The following is a 21,026-nucleotide window of genomic DNA, read 5'->3' on the forward strand; positions in this document are numbered from 1 at the left end:
AATTTAATCTGTGCTCTTTATGCAATCACACTATTTAAAATGAATAATTTTTTGCTGATAGCGCGCCGCACCCAAATCAAGGCTGCGCTTGGAGGGCAGAGAATTTCCCACGGATAGACGGTATTTTCCTTTTGGCCAGACTTTTTCACCGCGCTCATTTATTCGATACAAATTCTTGCTGTCGATGGTTAATTGCACGCGCTGTTTTTCATGGGGCTTAAGCGCTACAGATTGAAACGCTTTTAATTCGGCGATGGGCTCCCCCACAATGGGTGATAGGGGCGAGAGGTACACTTGAACCAAGGTGGCGCCAGCTATATCTCCTGCATTTTTTAACTCAACGCTTAGGTTTAGCGAGCTTCCCTCAGCAATTTTTTGCGCCTGCACTTTCAGATTTTCGAACACGAAATGCGTGTAGGAAAGTCCAAATCCAAATGGATAGAGCGGCGTTTTTTCCATGTATTTGTAGGTTCTGCCATTCATGGAATAGTTATCGAAGGGCGGCAAGTCTTGCACCGACATAGGAAAAGTAAGCGGCAAATGCCCCGAGGGATTTACATCGCCAAACAACACATCGGCAACCGCATGACCGCCCTGCTCACCTGGGTACCAAACCCAAAGTATGGCATCAGCCAGCGCCTCTAATTCACCAAGGGCTACTGGGCTGCCCGCAGCAACCACTAAAATTAATGGGCCTTTTTTATTTTTGGCGATTTGTTTTACATAATCGATTTGATTTTTGGGCAGGGTAATATCAACCCTGTCACCCCTGTCCGCCGAGGCTATAGCATCTACCTCTTCGCCTTCCATATCGGCCGTTACACCTACCACCGCTATAACGGCATCCGCCGTCCTAGCTTCTTCAGGGGCCCAATTAAGAGGGTTAATGTTGGGGTGAAAGGGTAAGGCACCACTGCGATAATTGAGCGAGGAACCTAGGGATACCTTGTCGGCCACACCTTCCAATATAGTGACTAGGTGCCCAGATATGCCGTAATAGTTGCCTATCAACATATCGGCGGAAGCCGCAAAGGGGCCAGTGACGTAGGGAACCTTAATGTCCTTTGCCAGCGGCAGCGTATTGTTTTTATTTTTGAGCAACACAATCGACTTAGCCGCCACCTCGCGCGCCAAGCGTTTATTTTTTTCGCTGTTAATCACCTCAGGTTTAAAATTGCTATAGGGGTTTTCACTGGCCGGATCAAAAAAACCTAAGCGAAAGCGAATTAATAAAAGCTCTTTAAGTCGCTCATCGATAAGTGTCTCTGCGACCAAACCCTGAATGAAGGCCTTTTTTAAGGATTGCTCATAGGTATTACCACAATTTAAGTTGACGCCCACACCCAGTGCCAAGGCCGCCGACTCAACCGAATTTTTAGTGACCTTGTGGCCTGCGTGTAAATCGTAAAGTGCCCCGCAATCCGAAACAATATAACCCTTGAACCCCCAGCCACCCTTAAGCACATCATTGATTAACTGGCTATTAGCGCAGGCAGGCTCGCCATTAACGGCATTGTAGGCACACATAACACCGGCCACCTTGGCCTCGGTCACTAGCGCCTCAAACGCGGGCAAATAGGTTTCATACAAATCTTTTTTGGAGGGCGTTACATTAAAATGATGGCGCAGGGATTCAGGGCCAGAGTGAACCGCAAAATGCTTGGCGAGACCGGCAGTTTTTAAATACTTAGGATGATCGCCCTGCAAGCCTTTCACAAAAGCCGTGGCCATAACCGCCGTTAACAGCGGATCTTCGCCGTAGGTTTCCTGCCCGCGCCCCCAGCGCGGGTCGCGAAAAATATTTACATTCGGCGTCCAGAAGGTTAAACCGGCGTACTGCCCCCTATTCCCCATTGCTTGGGCAATGGCATATTTAGCGCGCGCTTCATCTGAAATGGCGGAGGCAACCCTAAAGGCAAGATCGGGATCAAAACTAGCGGCAAGCCCAATGGTCTGAGGAAAAATTGTCGCCTTACCATTGCGCGCCACGCCGTGTAGGGCTTCATTCCACCAGTTGTACTCAACTACCCCGAGCCGATCAATAGCGGGAGTGCTGTGTGAAAGCTGCGCAATTTTTTCATCCAGTGTCATGGCGTTAACTAACAATTCTGCGCGCGTGTCAAAGCCAATATTTGCGTCAAACCAAGGCTGCTCAAGCGCTTTTTTTTCAGCAGAAAAGACTAATTGACTGGAACAAAGCAAGATGATTAACAGCGACTGTTTAAACATAGTAAAACCTATATTTATTAGTATTTTTTTGAGCAAAAAAAAGAGCCAGCCAACACTGGCTGGCTCTTTTTATTTTTTGCGCATTTAACCTAAATTACTTTTTAGCGCGACGCTCATACATTTCACTGTGCAATTCCTTGGCAGCTTTCACCATGGGTGCATAGGGCGTGTCGGTAACCGATACAAAACCTACATTGTAATTTTCCCCGTCGTAAGAGCGGCCAGTCACGGGGGAATCCATATATTGAAACCAATGGGCGCCAATAAAGTAAGGGTTGTCCACCACGGTTTCCATGTACTCTTTGTACATTTTGGCGCGATCCTCTTGGTTGGCGGCATGCACTAAACCCGGGTGAAATAAACCCGACTCGGTACTACCTATATGGAATTCACCGATAATGCTGGGCATATCCAGCTCCGCTAGGAATTTCCATCTATTTTTAGTGACGCCCTCTTTATAGAGGTTATAACTCATCACGTCGGCATATTTAGTCGCTGCCTTAACCACATCTTTTGGCATTCCCCAATCGGCAAAGCGCACGCCTAAATACATATGATTAGGCAGGTATTGAGTTAAGGCCGCTTCAACAATTTTGAAGTATTCCGCTGCATAAGCCGTAAACAGCAGACTGAAATCCTGCAACTGTGCATCGTTGTTTATGCCGGTTTTAACACCTTGTTGAAATTCAGCCCAAGAACCAACCGAAGTTCCCCAGGCTGTATTTAATGCGGCTATGTCCGAGTACTTGGCCTTCATTAACTCGGTAAACTTTGCCTTGGTCGGTGAATCAGCACCATCGCGCGTTAAGGTGTTGAGCACTATGCCGTATTCGGATTCTTTGCTATCCGAACGTCCCCAACTTTTTTCATTGTCGATAAACACACCTACACACCAAGGACTATTGTTCACCTCTTCAGAAATGGCTTTAGCGGTTGCCAATGCACGCTCTTTAAAGACAGGGTCAAATGGATCTGGCAGGCCGCCCCAGAAATCATTGCCGCTGGACACAGTTTTGAAGTTGCCAATAATCCAGCCATTGGCAAAGTAGGGAATGCGTTTGTTGTTATAGAATTTTGGATCAGTCCAGTTGCCGAGCGAAGTAAAGCCCCAACTCAACATACGATCCACGGTCACTTTTTCCCACTGTCTTAAATAGGACTCAGGTTCGGCTTCGCCGTATTTTCGCTCCAAGTTGGCGCTGTAAAAACTAAACACTTCACCCTTAAGTAAAGGGCCAGAATGGGCGTCGCGATTGTAGTCGTAGTGATTGCCTAAGGGGTCAGTGTGCTTGGGCAACCACTCAAACATGTCGGCGCGGGTTTTAGAAACCTGATGCCGAGTTTTTTGCGCGGCGGCGCTAATTGCAATCTTACCTTTAGAGTCTTCTGGGGTTAAATCGTCGGCGCTGCGCTGCTCAATAGTCGCGGCATCATAGTCATAGCCGGTCATGGTGTAAGCGTTGGCCAAGCGCACTATGTCCAAACCTGTGGCAAAATATAAATAGCCTTCTGGATCAACCAACCACCATTTTCCATCCACTTTTTTAGGGTGAAAAAAACCTGTGGCTGGCTGCTTGGGGCCATTCTTCCAACCGCCGTATTGCGAGCGATCCGTCAGTGGTGCACCATTATTTAATTCAGCTAACTCTTGTTTAGTCGCCGCGGCCAACTCAGCTTCTGAGTGAATTTTACCGGCAAAGTCCACCTTGGCAGGCTGACCAAATTTATCCACTAGGCTCACTAAAAAATCTTTATCCATGGCCGGATTTTTTATCACCCGAATATTATCCAAGGTAATTTCTTTGTTGTGCAGGGCGTATTGCACACTGAGCGATATGCGCTTAATCGCAGAGAGATCTAGATTCATTACCCCCCACATCCAAATAAACTGCACATCATCTCCCGCCCAAGTCGGAGGATTACCGCGCAAACCGGAAGCGGCATTAAGCTCCACCTTGGAATCAGGGTTGGCGCTTACCATGTCGTGACCACTTAACTTGGAATAGTAAACCCGAGACTTTCCTACCGGCACACTGACACTGCGTGTAAAGTTATTGCCCTTTGCATCAGATACATCTAAAAATAACTGTACAGAATGGTCACCCTCATTGGCGATATCAAAAGCAAGACTGGCATCGCCGAAATCAGTCCAATTCCAATTGTCTGACTTTGGCTGGATAACCAAGGAGGTGTATTCATGATCAACAGAGTTGAACTTTACTTTTAATGCTTGCGATGTTGAGGTATCACTCGCTGAGGATTTAACCAAACTTCCCTGAGCATTAAAAAAACTGATTTCCGCGGGCAACTGATCGCCCTCAAAATCAAACAATACCTTCTCAGTGGCCGCAGTTTGGGTTTGGGTTTGGGTTTGGGCTGGGGTTGCAGCAGGAGCTTTGTCAACAGCTTCATCCTGGCAGGCGATAAGGAACAATGAGGCCACACTCAGCACGCTAGTTTTCAGTAACAATGCAATGGATCGATCAAGCTTGTAATTCGAACACATCATGAATCACCTATTTTTAATTTATATATTGAAGTGTTATCAATAGCCGCGATTTATAAACGAAATCGTATGAAACAACCAATTCCCACTATTGCAGCCATTCATTTTTTGTTAACATTCAACAATATACACCATGCTGGCGTTTTATCAAGGTCGACAAGCACTCATTAAATAACCGCGCGCATCCAAACCCTAAATGTCAAATTAATGACATTCCTGGTTTTTCTAGTGCCATTTATAACAATGGTGTTTTGTTACATTGAAACCGACACAGTGTGCCCGTTCACGGCCACGCACAGTATATGTGCGCATCTTGGGCTAGATATCACTAACCCGCTGCAGCATGGTGGTTTTGAACTTTTTAGGGGTGACGCCAAATAACTTTTTAAATTGAGAAATAAAATGGGACGGGCTGGAAAAATTGAGCTCGTAACTGATTTCAGTAATGGAAAACTGACTTTGGCTTAACATTCTAGCCGCACTGTAAAGCCGGTGCTTAACATTGTAATCAGAGTAATTGCAGCGAAACACCGATTTGAACAAGCGTGAAAAATAGGCAGGTGAAATACAACACAACGCCGCCGCTTGCTCCAGAGAGAGCTCAACACTTTTATTGTGGCGAAACAAATTAACGACTGGCTCAAGCTTTACATAACCGGAAGATTTCACCAGTGTATCGTAGTGCGGTGGCTTTAATGGTACTGATCGTTCCGCCACCCAAGTTAGTAGGGCTCGCAGTAATGCTTCACTACGATTACTGGATGGCGATTCACTATACGATTCCAGCAACCATTTTGCCAAAGTTTGGATTGCGCTTGCATCCTCAGACTTTAAGCGCAAATGCATACCATACTTAAAAAATTCTTCTGCCTGCTCTAATCCAGACGACAGCAAAATTTCAGGTAGAAATTGGATGATATACCAAGATTTATTGCGCGATGACAACTCAAAATCATGTGTCTCTAACGCGGGAGTGAACACTAAATCCTGATCACATAAGGTCGACTTACCCTGACTGTAAAAAAAGGTTCCCTCTATAGTATCAAACACGATAAGTTCGTGAACCTCATGAAAATGCATAAAACAGGAATAAGGAGAATCCTCCGAATAAACCACATGATGAATTTCAAAATCATAACCATGCTGTATGCAAAACGGCTCACAATATACGTTGTTTTTGCGCATGTTAATTTTCCAGTAGTCAATATACTCGGGACGAAAGTAATTATATTTTTTATACGCTAGCAATTGCATCGCAACTAAAAAAATACCCTATAGATAATGTCTGTTATGTTGATTCTAGCCTATTTGTTCAATGCTTAGCTCACTTAACATTAACTCTACAAATAACACTGGAGCAAACTGCCATGATTAACTCAAAAGCCATATTGTCTGATGGAATGGGCAATTTCCATTTAACCAGTATCGCCATTGGTATGCCGGCACAGAATGAAGTACATGTTAAATTAAAAGCGTCTGGCATATGCCACACCGATTGGGACTCGATCAACACTTGGAAAAAACCTTTTATTGTTGGCCATGAAGGTGCGGGTATTGTAGTAGCCGTTGGTTCGGCGGTTACCAAAGTAAAACCTGGCGATAGAGTTATCTTAAATTGGGCAATTCCCTGCGGTCACTGCTTCCAATGCCGCGAAGGGAATATGCATATTTGCGAGATAAACTCACCCGTTTGTGGACAAGGCCTTTGTGGACATGCTCACGCAGAAGCTGCCAGCCATCAGGGAACGCCGATTGAGCGCTCATTTCATCTCGGCACTATGTCTGAACATACTATTGTTAAAGAATCTGCAGTAGTAAAAATTGACTGCGACATCCCCTACGCTACCGCATCAATTATTGGTTGCGGTGTAATGACGGGCTGGGGATCGGTCGTCAATGCCGCCAATGTCAAATTGGGATCATCTGTCAGTGTGATTGGCTGTGGTGGCGTGGGCTTGAATGTTATACAAGCGGCAAAATTATCGGGCGCCAATAAAATTATCGCCATTGATATCAATAGCGAGCGACTAGATCAAGCTAAAAAATTCGGCGCAACCCATGGCGTCATCGCGACGCGAGAAGATAAAGATTTCAATGAGGTAGCCACTCAAGTGCGTGCGATCAACGGCGGGCGCGGAACAGATTACGCGTTTGAGTGCACCGCCGTTCCCGCGCTTGGCTCCGCACCACTCAAACTTATTCGCAGTGCCGGGATGGCGGTGCAAGTCAGCGGCATTGAACAGCGCATTGATTTTGATTGTGAATTATTTGAATGGGACAAAATTTATATCAATCCACTTTATGGCATGTGCAATCCCGACCGGGATTTCCCGCGCATTATGGATCTCTACAGCTCAGGCCAATTAAAGCTCGATGAATTGGTCACCAAAACCTATCGCATTGAAGATGTTGCTCAGGGTTTTGACGATTTAATTAATGGCCGTATCGCCAAAGGTGTTGTTATCTTTGATGATGAGGAGTGACACAAATGACCGTTATTAGAGTAGAAAAGTCCAACCTAAAATTTATGCCCGACGCCGTGCAGATGCTCTGTGTTGAGAGTAGCCATTTAAAAAAGCGCGCAGATATTAGTGTTTTTAACCCACACAGTAACGCCGAGAATCTACCCATAGTGCTGCTCCTACACGGCGTATATGGCAACCACTGGGTATGGCAGGGTTTGGGCGGTGCACAGCAGGCTTATATGCACTGCTATAACCAAGGTAATTTAACTGAGATGATATTGGTGATGCCGTCGGATGGTGGATTTCACAGTGGCTCGGCTTATCTCCCCCTAACCAATGGGGAGGATTACGAAAAATGGATTGTAGAAGATGTGATTGCGGCGGTAATTGACAACAACCCATCCGCCTCGGCGCAATCGCCTATTTATATTTCTGGACTCTCCATGGGCGGCTATGGCGCGCTGCGCCTGGGTGCCAAATACCCGCATATATTTAAAGGGGTATCAGCCCACTCCGCCATCACCCACTTAAGTGAAATGGCACTCTTTGTGGGTGAAGACTTATCCATCTACCAATGCCAAAAACCACAGGAGGCCGACATACTTTACTGGTTAAAAACCCACAAAGATTCATTGCCCCCTTTGCGCTTTGATTGCGGTACCGAAGATTTACTCTATCAAGGTAACTTAGCGTTTAACGAGGCCTTAAGCGCACTGGGCATAGAGGTGAAACTTGAAGCTCTCCCCGGGGAGCATAATTGGGAGTATTGGCACAAAAATATTAGTAAAACCCTCTACTTTTTTAACGACATCCAAAACACCCTTAAATAGAATATTTCAGTTCAAACCCATTGCTACTTTATTGCTAAACTCTAGCCCATAAAAAAACCGACCCCGAGAAACTCAGGGTCGGTTTTTTTATAAGGCGTTAAAACAAGCAGATGTACTAGGGGATTTCAAATAAACGTACATTGTCAATACGGTAGTTGAAACCCTGACCCCACACGTTGGTGCCTATATGCAACTCCTGAGCTTTTGTTGCCCAATCAGTGACCGTAGAATCACGTGCAACATCAAGCACTGCAGCAAAGGTTTGCTTAGCTTCTGACAACATATAAACACCTTTGAATGCACCTCCAATAACAGTTGAGTCATTATTGGCAGGGTCAACTACTGACACGCGGAAGGTATGATTCGTAGGAGCAAAGCCAATAATCTCCACATCCATTGTCACCAAATAACGCTTGCCGTTCTTAACAGCACCAGTAGCCAAGGGCAATATATTTCTCACATCGCCAACCTTGCCAGACTCTAAGCTCATAGCACCGCTAAGAGGGCTATTAGCACTGACCATGGCGCCGTCAGCCAACTTCCAGTTACCTGCACCCAAATCAAAGGTAGAGTCGCCAGCAGAGATAAGGTTGTTAACCTGCTCAAAGCCGTACTTATAAACACGCACATCATCAAGCTCGGTAACTTGGGCAGTTTTAAAGGCATATGACATTCCCGCCGTACCCACAAAGGCCACCACATTAGTACGCGCGCCTGCACCGTGTTCGTACATTGAGGTTCCGGTGATACGTGTACCAGGTACGCCCCCAACAGTGCCAAATATCGCTGATGTTGCAGCACCACCCCAACCATCTGCATGCTTCACGCGACTTTCTGCCACATAGGTTGCACCTGCTTCTATACCCGCCAGGTTCGCCGTTAATGTTTCAGCCCCAGAAAACTTCACTAATTGCGCGCCTTCAAAATCTAATCCTAAAGCAGATGCTGTGGCTATAGAAGCAATGCCACCCGTCTCTGCAGCCCAACCCACTAGACCATTTTCAAAGCCACCATTGGTAATACGCAATACCGCAGGCGCTCTGGTCACACTCAGCTCTGCACTAGCAGCTGCTTTGCGACCGGTAGAATCCACCACATCATAGGTGTAGGTGAATGTCTTAGCACTCTCGACATGCTGGTAAAATGCAGCCGGCTCAATAATCAACTTACCATTGGCGGAACCCGCAAAAGTAAAGGCAGGCGCATCCCCCACTGGCTGCAGAGTATTGTAATCAACACTGACCGCATCGCCATTCCAATCGATTACGTTAGGTGAGGCCACCAAATCCAAAATTATTTTTGCACCTGCGGTGGTAAAGCTCGCTTTTTGTGGGCCGTAAACCGTGGGTGGTTCTGGCTCAGTAGACACACCATTAATAGTGACTACCGCCGTTCTTGGCAAACTATGGTTGTGATCATTTACGGTGTATTCATAAGAGAATACCCGTGTGTCGCCACCTTTTATTGAATCTTTAAAAGAACCAACATTGATAGTGACAATATTGCCAACCAAGGTAGCTGCAGAGTCGGGATTGGATACAACCTTTACATTGCCAATTGATAAGGGCTCGCCATCGGCATCGGTTACGCCCTGCAATAAATCAAGCGTTACGGTATCAGCGGCATCCTCAGCGGAAGTTACTGCAATATTTTCAAACTCAGGTGCGGCGTCCTCACCCACTATTGAGAAAGTTGCGGTGCGCTGAACATCGTGTACGCCATCACTTATGTTATAGGTATAAGTAATAGTGCGCACATCGCCTGTATCTAACAGTGGAGCCAAGGCACTGGGGCGCACGCCAATACGCACGCTCGCATTTTCAAAACCGGTGGTATCGGCAATATCTGCCGACAAATTCCGCACCAGCAAAATATCGCCGTCGGTATCAGTGGCACCCTTCAATAATTCCACAAACTCAAATGCATCTTTCTCGCTGTAGCTTTTTACAATATTGCCACTGTGAGTTGGTGCTGCAAGATTAGCGGCGCTGTCTTTTTTACCATCGCTACCACTGCCGCCGCCACAAGCCGTTAATGCAGAGACAACTATCAAGCTGAGGCACAACTTTGATTTTTTAAATAGTTTCATAATAAACACCCGTATTTATTTTATTCGCGATAGGAGCGGAGCTAGCCCGCACCGGTCTTTAGTCGGTAAGTTAGAAGGCTACACGCACACCTAAACGGAAAGTTGGACCAACTTTATATTCAGTGTAGGTGCGCGATTTAGTAGCTTCCCCATCCAATGGATTGCCCTCTTCATAGGCGACAAAGTCATATCCACTGGCACTGTCAGCGCTATATACACGCTGCACTTCCAATTCACGGCTAGTAAAATAAGTACGGTAAACAGCGTCCGTTAAGTTAGTGGCTTGGAAGGTGAAGTTCACACTTTCGTTAAGTGCATAGGTAGCTGCAAAATCGAGCGTGTCGCGACCTTCATTCCAAATTGAACCCTGATTCCAGGTGCGCCCCTGCAAACCAGTGTTGTAATCGGTACCCACTAAGGAGTCACTTGAACCACGATAGCTAAAGCGAATTTGATGACCATCCTGCTCCCAATATGCAGTTAAGTTGTAACTGTGCTCTGGGGTATCGGCCACAGGAAAGGCGGGCAGATTTTTGGTGGGGTCAATGGTTGATTTGTCGGACTCATACTTACTGTTTTGATAGGTATAGTTTGCCGAAAAGCCCAAACCACTTAAGATGTAACCGGGTAGGAAATCATAGGATTGACTGTAGCCCAACTCTACGCCGGTAATAGTAGCGCCCTTGCCATTGATGATTTTATTGACGCTATATTGGCCACACAAATCACGCAGGTCATCGCTAAAGCGATTGGCATCTGTCGCCCACCAACCATAGTCAGCGGTTGCACGCAACGGCATACAGTTTTGTAAACCATAATCGTTAGCTGCATCTTCTGTTGGCAACTTAATCAGCGTAGAGGCATCAATTGGACCATCAACATTGCGCAGATCACTAATGTAGGTTTTTGCACTTTCTACATCGGTAAAGTTAGTCATGTCCTTGTTAAACACGGCAACACTTACCATACCGCTATCAGTAAAGTACCACTCTAAAGACACGTCTAAATTGTTAGACTCAAGTGGGTCCAACTTAGTGTTGTACATGCTTACCTTGCTGCCCGTATCGCTCGATGCCCAGTAGCCATTTTCAACCACTTGGAAGCCAGGACGAAGCTGGTCAATTTCGGGGCGTGTCATGGTTTTAGACGCGGCAAAACGACCAACTAAGTCATCGCTAATGGCATAATTTAAATTCAAACTGGGGAGTAGATTGGTGTAGGTATGAGTGCCCTCTGCCTCAAAGGATTGCAGTTCATTATTCACCACGGAGTTAAACGCAAATTGATTAGCGTTATTACCCGCAATAGGCGTAGTGCCGTCATAGGTTATACCTGACGCACCCCAACCACTTTGGCGGGTTGTGGACACATCCGCATAACGCCACATGGTTAACCAATTGATGGTAACGCCTGGGTCTGGCAGCGCTGGATTTTGCTGAAAGGCTGCCCAAGAAGCATAGGCTGGATCATGACAAGGACCTTGATCGGGAATGGGGGTCCAACCGGCGGGATCACTTCCGCTAGAGGTATCCCAACCTAAACCATCTACACGTTCGAATTTAGCCTCATAACCTGGGCGCTCCGCACCTAAAGCGGTGGTGTAGGGGCGACATTCAGGCAAACTGGTATCGCGCAGGTCACGTAATTTTACTAGATCAAATTCACGCTCTAGCGACTCGCTAAATTGCCAAAAGTCTGCACCTGCATAGCCTTTAGACTCAACCTCAGTTTTAACATAGCGAACACCTATGTCACCAGTTAAGCGCTCATCAAAGAATGCAAAATTGGTTTTAAGGTAGAGGGCCTCGGTATCTATACCGGTAGTGCGCGATTCGGTTTTGTTGGGTGTGCGCTCAGTGTTGGCATCATCCAGTACTAGACCAACTGCCGCGCGAGCATCTATAGGTAACCAGCCATTGGTTGCACTGTCGCGACCATAGCCCAGCGTGCTCATGAAGTCGTTGTAAGGCAAACCATTGCGCGCCACCAAAGAAGCCGTTACATCGAGCAACGCACCGCCGGGTACAGCCACTGGGTTGCCGTTTTTGTCAGTAACTACTTCTGTTTTTGTGACTGAGTTAAATTGGTAGCGCTGGTTATCTACCATTTTTTCACGCTGAGTTATTTTTGCACCGAACTCAATGGTAGTCATACCAAACTTGTCCAGATCAAAATCAAAATCTACCTGCGCATTCTGTAGAGTATCTTCCACAGTTACATCAGTTTCCGACAAGTAAGCCAAGTGGAATGTATCTGTATCAAGTGGGTTGAAACCGGTTTTAACAATATTATCTTCGTAGCCAGGAATGAATACACCATCGACAGTTTGATCGAGCAGCTGACTGCCAAAATCGACAAACGACGAGCCAAACACTTGTACACAGCGGCCACTGGTGCAGTCATAACCAACGGGTTCAACCTCTGCGCCCGCATCAAACAAATGCGTAGCTGGAATATTTCTATAGTTTTGTAAAGCCGCATAGGCATTAGGCAAACTCTCAGAAGTACTCTCTGAATAGCCCACTTGCGCCTCCATGCGGAAGCTATCGGTTAAGGTTTGCTTCAACTGCAAACTTATGCTGCCATTCACTTGATCGTCACCACCTTCTGAGCGGGTCATATCCCCAGCGCCAAAACGGTTAATCATTTTGGTCATGGTATTGGTGCTTGTATCTACGCTATACCAGTCAGCTTGTGGGTCGGTAAATGAGGCTGCAGGGCGCAAATCACCCAGCGGTTTTTTACCTTCTACAAAGTTAGAATTGCGCGGGTAGCGGGTTTTTAATGCATCCAAAGAGCGCGTTTGCTCCTGGGTGCTATAGGTGGTATCCAGCATCAGCTCAGTATCTTCATTTGGCATCCATTGAACACCTAATGTCATACCTTTTCGATCAGAAGCATTTTGCGATAATTCATAGCCGGTGTTGGAGTGATAGATTGCCTTGAGACCCGATACCACTTCGCCATTTTGATCCGTCGCGGCAGCAATCTCTGGCGACTCTAGAAAGTTTTCTACGCGGTACTGGTCTCTACGATAATTATTGGTTTCATTGTAAGCAGTAAATGCAACACCTAGGGTGTCGTCGAGAAATTTGTGGGTTGCAGCAAACTGCAACTTATAGTCTTCATTGTCAGAGAAGTCGTTATAGCGACCTTGAGCCGTCACCGAGCGAGTATTTTCGCGCTGAGTCAATGGGCGCACAGTCTCCAAGTTAATACTGGCGCCAAGGGAGCCTTCATCATGGTCGGCACTGGGGGTTTTCACCACCTCTAATTTAGAGAGAATGTCCGCCGAAAATGAGCTCAAGTCGACTGACTGACTAAAGTCGGTACTGGTTAATTGCTGGCCATTTAGAGTGATGATGTTTTGTGCCGCAGTCGCACCGCGCACGGTAATACTTGAACCCTCGCCATCGCGACTTACAACCGTCACCCCTGTCACTCGCCCTAAAGAATCCGCAATATTCTGATCTGTGGTTTTACCCATATCCTCAGCATTCACAGTATCGGTAATATTTTTAGCATTACGCTTGTCATCTATCGAGCGCTGAAGCGCGCCGCGAATACCGGTTACAGTAACCTCTTCTACGTCCTGATCCTGCTTGACTGAACTGTTATCTTGCTGTGCATAAATAGCAGCACTATTGACTGCACATATTGCTGCTGACAACGCCGTAATTCTAAGTCGGTGAGTGATGTTTGACATCGTAAAGCCCCCATGTAAGGTATTTATTGTTTTATTTTATGCCGCCCACTTCCAAGGAGCGAACACAAAAGCAAAGTTTTAACGCCAACTCCAATACTACTCAGCCACCATTTATTGTCAATAATAAATTGTAGATTGTTAGCAATCTACACTTAAGCATTAAGGAGTGTGAAAAAAAGTAACCTTAAATTGTTCCGCCCTACCGCCATAATAAAGGTAAAAGTAAGCTAGCAGACAAAAAAAGGGAGACGCAAGGTCTCCCAAAGAACACAACAGCAAACACAGATAAACTTTATTCAGCAAAACCATTAGGATTGCGCGATTGCCAGCGCCAAGTATCTGCCATCATGCGCTCAACACTATACTCAGCAACCCAACCCAAGCGCTCTCTCGCTAGAGAGACATCCGCATAACAGCTAGCAATATCGCCAGGGCGCCGCTCACTAATAACATAGGGTATCGATTTACCACATGCCAGCTCAAAAGCCTGCAACATCTCCAATACAGAATAGCCAGTGCCAGTCCCTAAGTTATAGATCGAACAGCCCTGCCCTTGTTGCGTCAAACCATTGAGTGCAGCCACATGGCCTCGCGCTAAATCCACTACATGTATGTAATCGCGTACACCAGTGCCATCAGCAGTTGCGTAATCATTACCATAAACAGTGAGCGCCTCACGCTTACCTACAGCTACCTGAGCGATATAGGGAATTAAATTATTAGGTATCCCCTTGGGGTCCTCACCAATTAAACCCGACTCATGTGCGCCCGCAGGATTAAAGTAGCGCAGAATTGAAAAGTTCCACTGATTGTCTGGTGCTTTCGCCATATCACGCAAAATATCTTCTACAATAAGCTTACTGCGTCCATACGGGTTAGTGGCCGATAAGGAAAATGACTCATCGATCGGCACCGATACAGGATCGCCATAAACGGTCGCCGATGAACTAAAAACAAAATCAAATACTGAATGCGCCTCCATGACCTCCAACAACGACACAGTTCCTGCCACATTATTGCGATAATACTTAATGGGAACTTGAGTGGACTCACCTACGGCTTTCAAACCTGCAAAATGCATAACACAGCCTATTGCATAATCTTCGAAGACTTGATGCAAGCTGGCTTTATCATTAATATCTATTTGGAAAAAATCGGGTTTAACGCCGGTGATTTTTTCAACTCTGGCAAGTGACTCTAACTTACCATTCAATAAATTATCCACCACAACAGGAAAGTAACCATTATTAATCAGCTCAATACAAACATGGCTACCAATGTAACCCGCCCCACCGGTCACCAAAACCTTCCTAAGATACGACTTCATTACCATTTCCCATATGCACGATTAATTTGAGGCTTAATTGATGCAGATAATTTCGAAAACATTACCATCGTCATCCGTATAAAATAAATTTCCACTGCAGGATTCGACTTGAAACAGCTCTCTTTCTTTAATCAGGCTATCAACCACCGCAAGAATATCCTTCTCTTTCATACTCAATTTTATGCGCTTTTTAGCCTCATTTTTAGCACACTGAATACCAGCCAACTTTAGTGACGCGCCACCTAAATTTATAAAAAAGCTACTCTCCCCAAAGGGATGCTTTAATTCCATTACATGAGCAGAAAATAATCGCTGGTAACGATTAGCTGCCTCAATAGGATTTTTTACATTTACTGATTGCCAGCGCATCACAAACTCCAGAAAAATTATTACAGTAATTCAGGATTTATAACAAAGCGCTCATATTCCTTTCCTAACGAGTCAATTAAAGGATTATCAAATCTAAATATTTTCCTTTTATTCAAGTCAGCAAATTTTACCGCCTCACCATAATACTCATCCCACAACTCTCTAACGGCGCCAGCCTCATAGGCAATAAGAAGCCCCTTTCCAATGCGCGCAGCTAAGTCTTTATTTTTTTTATTTAAAAAAAAGAATTTTGGTAGTGGATAATAAATACACACATTTTGGTCGTAGCTTAAATACTTAACATCCTGATTCTTTTTCCACTCCCGCTCTAACTCATTCGCACCTATCAAAAATATATCGGCCCTATCATTGGCTGCCATATAAAACAAACCTTTGATATTACCGCCTTCAACAACCTTAAACCCAATTTTTTTAAGTATTTCGCTATCCAACCAACCACGCCCCTGAATTATTTTAAGTTGCTTTAATTCACTCAAGGTTTCAATTTCTTCTATCTTGCGTTTGGAATCAGGCGATACAAACCCAATCCGATAACCGGTCACACCCAAATCAACAGGAAATTCCACTCCGTGTAACTTTTCAACTATTTCATTGGATGCCGAATCTTTATATACAAAATTTTCAAATTGATTGTCTTCAGCATAAATACGCAAACGCGAATAAGTAGGGACATCGCCCTTAGGCAAATCCCTAATTTCATACTCGCCGTATTCCGCTTTAGTGGCATCCAGCGCAAGACGCAACAAATGATATTCATATATCTCCTCTTTAGGCGCTATCTCCCCTGAGCCAAAAGTGATTACTGTTGGAGCTGCAGAAAATACGTTTATAGCAAACATAGCTAAACTTAATATTATTATACGCAACATACACAGCCCACATATTGTTAACAGTTTACATTATACTAGCGCAAATATCAGCCAATTGCAATGCCACGCACATGATGTTTTAGAGAATTTTAAGTGATTTATAGGCGGGAAAAGGCAGCGCGAAAAATAAGTGAAAGGATATATACAAGTGCTGCGATAGCCTATCGCAGCACTTAAAAAAATATCACCTGAATTATTTAATTAGGATGCCACATTCTGAAATGTGCCCGGATCTAGCACTTGCCGGCGAGTTTTGAAACGACAAATATAATTCCAATTCCATGATGGATCGTATTTGTGGCACAGCCCCCAAGCCAAACCTGCAATAGGATCTTGAGTGTCAGCCGCTGGATCACGATATAAGCCCAACGCTTCAGGCGCTCCTTTGATATGCGCCATGATGTCAAAATTAATTCCATCGGGTGACCATTGGCAGGTATTTTTTTCTGGCCCATCAGTGGTCAGCAGGCTGGCGATGCCATCCTTCACATGCCATATAACAACTTCATGCCCACTGTTGGTGATCGGATTAAATTCCGATTTCACATAGGGTCCCTCAATCTTATCGGCAATCGCTACGCCATGTTTAATTTCACGGCCACCAAAGTTCATGCGCTCCCCCATAATTTCACCTTTGTAATAAAGATAAAATTTATTTTGATAAAACATCAAACAAGGGTCATGCACTTTATGACTATCAAAATCTCCACGCGTCAAACAATTAAAGCGGTTATCTTCTTCGCCATCCCAAACACCATTATCTGCTGGCATTAAAATAGGAGCCGGACTTTTAACCCAAGGGCCATAAGGCGAATCAGCACTTGCGAGCGCAATACATTCTTTGGTGCGATTCAAATAAGGCGCTTGAACAGTTTGATAAACCAAATAATAACGCCCTTCATGCGCCAACACTTCTGGCGTAAATACGGCGCGATCATCATAAGAGCCCGCGATACCCGCAACTACCGCAGGCCCCTGCTCCGTCCAATCCCAACCATCATCGGATGTGGCATGCCACACTTCGGTTTTATCCCACGGAAATACTTTGTCATCGGGGTTGGCGCTACCAAAACCAATAGTTTCCCCTTCCCCCTTGGTATACCAAACATGATAAACACCATCCACGCTGATAACTGCTGAAGGGTCACGGCGAATTACACCCTCTTGGTAGGCAAAATCGCCTCCCAAGGGTTTCACATCAAATTCAAATACCCAATCTGCATTTTTTTGGTCATAACCAAGCTCAATGGCGCGAAGACTGGCTTTACTTAATTTTTTTTCTGCGGAATCACCCATATTTAACTCACTATTTTAAAAATGATTACTTGAACTATTTTTATCAGGAACAATACTTATCAGGTGCAAAGTTTATCAGGCGCGGCGCTCCAGCGAGTGACTCACGAAAAATCGATTCGCCAATAACATTGCCCCCTGAACTGCCATCAATGCGCCTTGATGTTTAATCGATTTACCACTGTAAATCTTTATCGCTGTAGCGTAACTATTCACTAGTTGATCGGCACCGATCAGGTGTATTTTTTTCCCTTTTCCATATAAATTCATTGCCGCTTTTACTTCAGCACCAATTAATACACCCGACAAATACGCGGCACTCACATTCTTTTCGTGCATGCCCGCTAAGACTCGGGAACGCGCACTGAACATCAAGTTCAATAAAAAAGCATCTCTAAAATTAGCATTAACACCTTGGAGAAACGCAGCATCATCATGAACTTGCACACCACTAACTAACAAACTCTGCGCACATAAACTGCCAAAAAGTTCGCCCGAAAATGCGGTGTAAAAATCGATAATGTTTCCTTGCTTAACTAGCACCCATTTAGAGTGGGTGCCAGGTAAGCACAGGAGCGCCTCTTTTAACTCTGCTTTACTCGCCTGCTGCATCCAACCCAGCACCTGAGTTTCCTCTCCTCGCATAACATCGGGCAATCCTGCGCGCACATGCGTTTTAATCCCTGGAACAATATAGGCCCTCACATCGCCAACCCGAACACTAATTAAATGCTCTGCCAGTTGATAAGGGTCAACAGGGCATTCAACATAAGGCGTTTCATGCAAACCCACATTAGAGCCCACTGCCCCGCTCATCACAATCGGCGCACCCGAATATTGCTGAGGTAGCTGTGCAACTGCATTAACCAAACATGCTTCAAGCTCAGCGCGTGATGACTGATTAATACCAATAGGCTGGGCAATGCTATACACAATATCGCCCAGGTTATTTACAACCTGTAGTCGAAAATTGGTGCCGCCCCAATCAATGGCAATCATTTCATCCACGATATAACCTCATACCCGCATTTATTCGTAAGAATAAACGAGGAGAATATTAACGTTCCAATGCAACTAAACTAGCGCCCTGCTCTGGGGTACAGATAAAAGGCGTTGCGATCAAACCCGTTTTTAATTGGTAATCAGCAAGAATCGGTTCCACGATAGACAGTTTTTGTTGTGGCGCCAAAGCGACAATACATCCGCCAAAACCACCACCTGTCATACGTACACCGCCTTTATTACCCAATTCTTTATCCAACGATGCAACTAAATAATCAATTTCAGACGTGGTGATCTCAAACAGATCGCGCATGGATGCATGGCTTTCTGCCATCAACTGACTTAACAGTGCAACATTATTTTCCGCGAGCGCTTCAGCTGCCTTCAGGGTTCGCTCATTTTCCTCAATCACATGTTGTGCGCGCTTGCGCACCACATCAGGTAATTGATGCGCAGCAGCGAAAAACTGCTCTTTGGTCACATCGCGCAAAATCGATTGATTAAAAAATTTCGCCGCTTCTGCGCATTGCTCGCGACGCAAATTATATTCACTGTCGACTAATCCTCGTTTCACACCTGAGTTGATAATGACAATCGACAACTCTGAAGGCATAAGGATAGGTGTAGCCTCCAAGCTGCGGCAATCGATCAATAATGCATGACCTTGTTTTCCGCCAGCCGAGACCAGTTGATCCATAATGCCGCACGCACAGCCTACATAATTGTTTTCTGCTGCTTGGCCAATCAGCGCTAATTCAGTGGCCGAAATTTGAATGCCGGCAACCGTTAAAATCGCCTGCGCTAACGCAACCTCCAAAGATGCGGAAGAACTTAAACCAGCGCCTTGTGGAACATTGCCTGACACCACCAAATTACAGCCCTTGAGCTGATAGCCGCGATCCACCAATGTGCGCACCACTGCGCGGACATAATTACTCCACATTTGGGTGGGATTATTTATATATATCTCATCAAACCAAAATCGATCAGACTGCTCTTCATAATCAAGTGCAACGACCTCTATTATTTTGTCGTTGCGCGCCGAGGCCGCAACCAGCGTAAAAAAATCAATCGCGGCCGGCAGTACAAAACCATCGTTATAATCAGTATGTTCACCAATCAAATTAACGCGCCCAGGCGCTTTTGAAATTAAATCAGGCAGCTGATTAAAATGGCCTGTAAAACACTGAGTAACACTTTCCAACATAGTCATAGCCAAACACCCTTAATCTTTTAATGCAGTATTTTTGTAGTGAATAGCGGATTGATAACGCAAATATTGCGCCGCTTGCTCAGCAGTAATATCACGCTGAACTTCACCTAACATTTCGTAACCCACCATGAATTTTTTAATGGATGCCGAACGCAATAACGGCGGATAAAAATGTGCGTGCAACTGCCAATGGCTATGATCTTCTGCGGTAAAAGGTGCGCAATGCCACCCCATGCTGTAGGGAAAGGAAGTCTTAAATAGATTGTCGTAACGAATCGTTAATTGAATCAAAATATCGGCCAGAGATTCACGCTCCGATGAAGACAAACTCAACATATCGGGCACATGGCGCAGAGGTAAGAGCAACGTTTCAAATGGCCAGCTAGCCCAATAAGGTACTACCACTAACCAATCCTGATTTTGCACCACAATACGTTCTTTAAAGGCCAACTCTTGCTGCGCATAATCCAACAACATAGAACTCTGATGCTTATGTTGATACGCAAGCTGCTTTTCATCCTCCCGTTGCGGCAACGTCGGCACAGAACCCGTTGCCCACACTTGCCCATGCGGATGAGGATTAGAGCAGCCATTAATAGCGCCCTTGTTTTCAAAAATTTGTACCCAGGAATGCTCTTCACCAAGCTCACGATACAAATCGCACCAGGTATCAATCAGTTTTGTCACCGCCGCCTGGGACATTTCCGGCAGTGTTTTATTGTGGCTTTCGGAATAACAAATAACACGGCTGGTGCCGCGCTCACTCTCCGCACAAAACAAATCGCTACTGCTTTGATAATCCCTGTCTTCCGGCTCCAGCGCCGCAAAGTCATTGGTGAATACATAAGCACCCACGTAGCTGTCATTCACTGCACCATTAATGCGGGTATTGCCCGGGCATAAATAGCACGATGGGTCATAGGCAGGCTTATCATCCGCCGCCAGCTCCTCAATTTGACCCTGCCAGGGCCGTTTGGCTCTATGGGGCGAGACCAATACCCAATCGCCCGTTAGCGGATTAAACCGACGGTGCGAGTGATCACTTAATGCAAACTCTGGTTTCATATACTTATCCAACTAATGCTAATCATTATTAACGGTGTCTTA

General features: G+C 45.4%; 14 protein-coding genes. 2 read left to right on the plus strand and 12 right to left on the minus strand.

What is annotated here, in order from left to right; genetic code table 11:
• Positions 1-30: 30 nt before the first annotated feature.
• From AC0KUT_RS12175 to AC0KUT_RS12185, 3 genes are all read right to left on the minus strand, one after another.
• Complete coding sequence (locus AC0KUT_RS12175) at positions 31-2,229, minus strand: glycoside hydrolase family 3 C-terminal domain-containing protein (RefSeq protein WP_488830235.1); 2,199 nt, start codon at positions 2,227-2,229, stop codon at positions 31-33.
• A gap of 94 nt (positions 2,230-2,323) precedes the next feature.
• On the minus strand, positions 2,324-4,738 hold the full coding sequence (locus AC0KUT_RS12180) for a beta-galactosidase (RefSeq protein ID WP_488830236.1): 2,415 nt from the start codon (positions 4,736-4,738) through the stop codon (positions 2,324-2,326).
• A 315-nt stretch (positions 4,739-5,053) separates the two neighbouring features.
• Complete coding sequence (locus tag AC0KUT_RS12185) at positions 5,054-5,920, minus strand: AraC family transcriptional regulator (protein ID WP_488830237.1); 867 nt, start codon at positions 5,918-5,920, stop codon at positions 5,054-5,056.
• A gap of 182 nt (positions 5,921-6,102) precedes the next feature.
• Between AC0KUT_RS12185 and AC0KUT_RS12190 the strand changes: the two genes are divergently transcribed.
• Together AC0KUT_RS12190 and AC0KUT_RS12195 are read left to right on the plus strand one after the other, a co-directional pair.
• Positions 6,103-7,218: a Zn-dependent alcohol dehydrogenase gene (locus AC0KUT_RS12190; RefSeq protein WP_488830239.1), complete on the plus strand. Its 1,116-nt coding sequence runs from the start codon at positions 6,103-6,105 to the stop codon at positions 7,216-7,218.
• 5 nt (positions 7,219-7,223) lie between these two features.
• Positions 7,224-8,030, plus strand: coding sequence for an alpha/beta hydrolase (locus AC0KUT_RS12195; RefSeq protein WP_488830241.1), 807 nt, complete (start codon positions 7,224-7,226; stop codon positions 8,028-8,030).
• 115 nt (positions 8,031-8,145) lie between these two features.
• Here the strand turns inward: AC0KUT_RS12195 and AC0KUT_RS12200 are convergent, their stop codons facing one another.
• The 9 genes from AC0KUT_RS12200 to AC0KUT_RS12240 form a co-directional block, all read right to left on the minus strand.
• Complete coding sequence (locus tag AC0KUT_RS12200) at positions 8,146-10,119, minus strand: hypothetical protein (RefSeq protein WP_488830242.1); 1,974 nt, start codon at positions 10,117-10,119, stop codon at positions 8,146-8,148.
• A 70-nt stretch (positions 10,120-10,189) separates the two neighbouring features.
• Positions 10,190-13,825 carry a TonB-dependent receptor gene (locus AC0KUT_RS12205; RefSeq protein ID WP_488830243.1) on the minus strand — a complete coding sequence of 1,212 codons (3,636 nt, stop codon included), beginning with the start codon at positions 13,823-13,825 and terminating at the stop codon, positions 10,190-10,192.
• Positions 13,826-14,117: 292 nt separating this feature from the next.
• The gene (gene galE, locus AC0KUT_RS12210) at positions 14,118-15,152 is read right to left on the minus strand and encodes a UDP-glucose 4-epimerase GalE (RefSeq protein ID WP_488830245.1); all 1,035 of its coding nucleotides are present in this window, start codon (positions 15,150-15,152) and stop codon (positions 14,118-14,120) included.
• 33 nt (positions 15,153-15,185) lie between these two features.
• Positions 15,186-15,521: a hypothetical protein gene (locus AC0KUT_RS12215; RefSeq protein WP_488830247.1), complete on the minus strand. Its 336-nt coding sequence runs from the start codon at positions 15,519-15,521 to the stop codon at positions 15,186-15,188.
• A 20-nt stretch (positions 15,522-15,541) separates the two neighbouring features.
• On the minus strand, positions 15,542-16,411 hold the full coding sequence (locus AC0KUT_RS12220; protein ID WP_488830249.1) for a hypothetical protein: 870 nt from the start codon (positions 16,409-16,411) through the stop codon (positions 15,542-15,544).
• A gap of 201 nt (positions 16,412-16,612) precedes the next feature.
• Positions 16,613-17,707 carry a glycoside hydrolase family 117 protein gene (locus AC0KUT_RS12225; protein ID WP_488830250.1) on the minus strand — a complete coding sequence of 365 codons (1,095 nt, stop codon included), beginning with the start codon at positions 17,705-17,707 and terminating at the stop codon, positions 16,613-16,615.
• A 75-nt stretch (positions 17,708-17,782) separates the two neighbouring features.
• Positions 17,783-18,703 (minus strand): 2-dehydro-3-deoxygalactonokinase, encoded by a 921-nt coding sequence (locus AC0KUT_RS12230; protein ID WP_488835742.1) that lies wholly within the window; start codon positions 18,701-18,703, stop codon positions 17,783-17,785.
• Between the two features lie 58 nt (positions 18,704-18,761).
• Positions 18,762-19,919, minus strand: coding sequence for a galactokinase (galK, locus tag AC0KUT_RS12235; protein WP_488830252.1), 1,158 nt, complete (start codon positions 19,917-19,919; stop codon positions 18,762-18,764).
• A gap of 12 nt (positions 19,920-19,931) precedes the next feature.
• On the minus strand, positions 19,932-20,984 hold the full coding sequence (locus tag AC0KUT_RS12240) for a UDP-glucose--hexose-1-phosphate uridylyltransferase (protein WP_488830254.1): 1,053 nt from the start codon (positions 20,982-20,984) through the stop codon (positions 19,932-19,934).
• Positions 20,985-21,026 lie beyond the last annotated feature (42 nt).

This window comes from Cellvibrio sp. 25HG11W-0 (genome assembly GCF_057815475.1).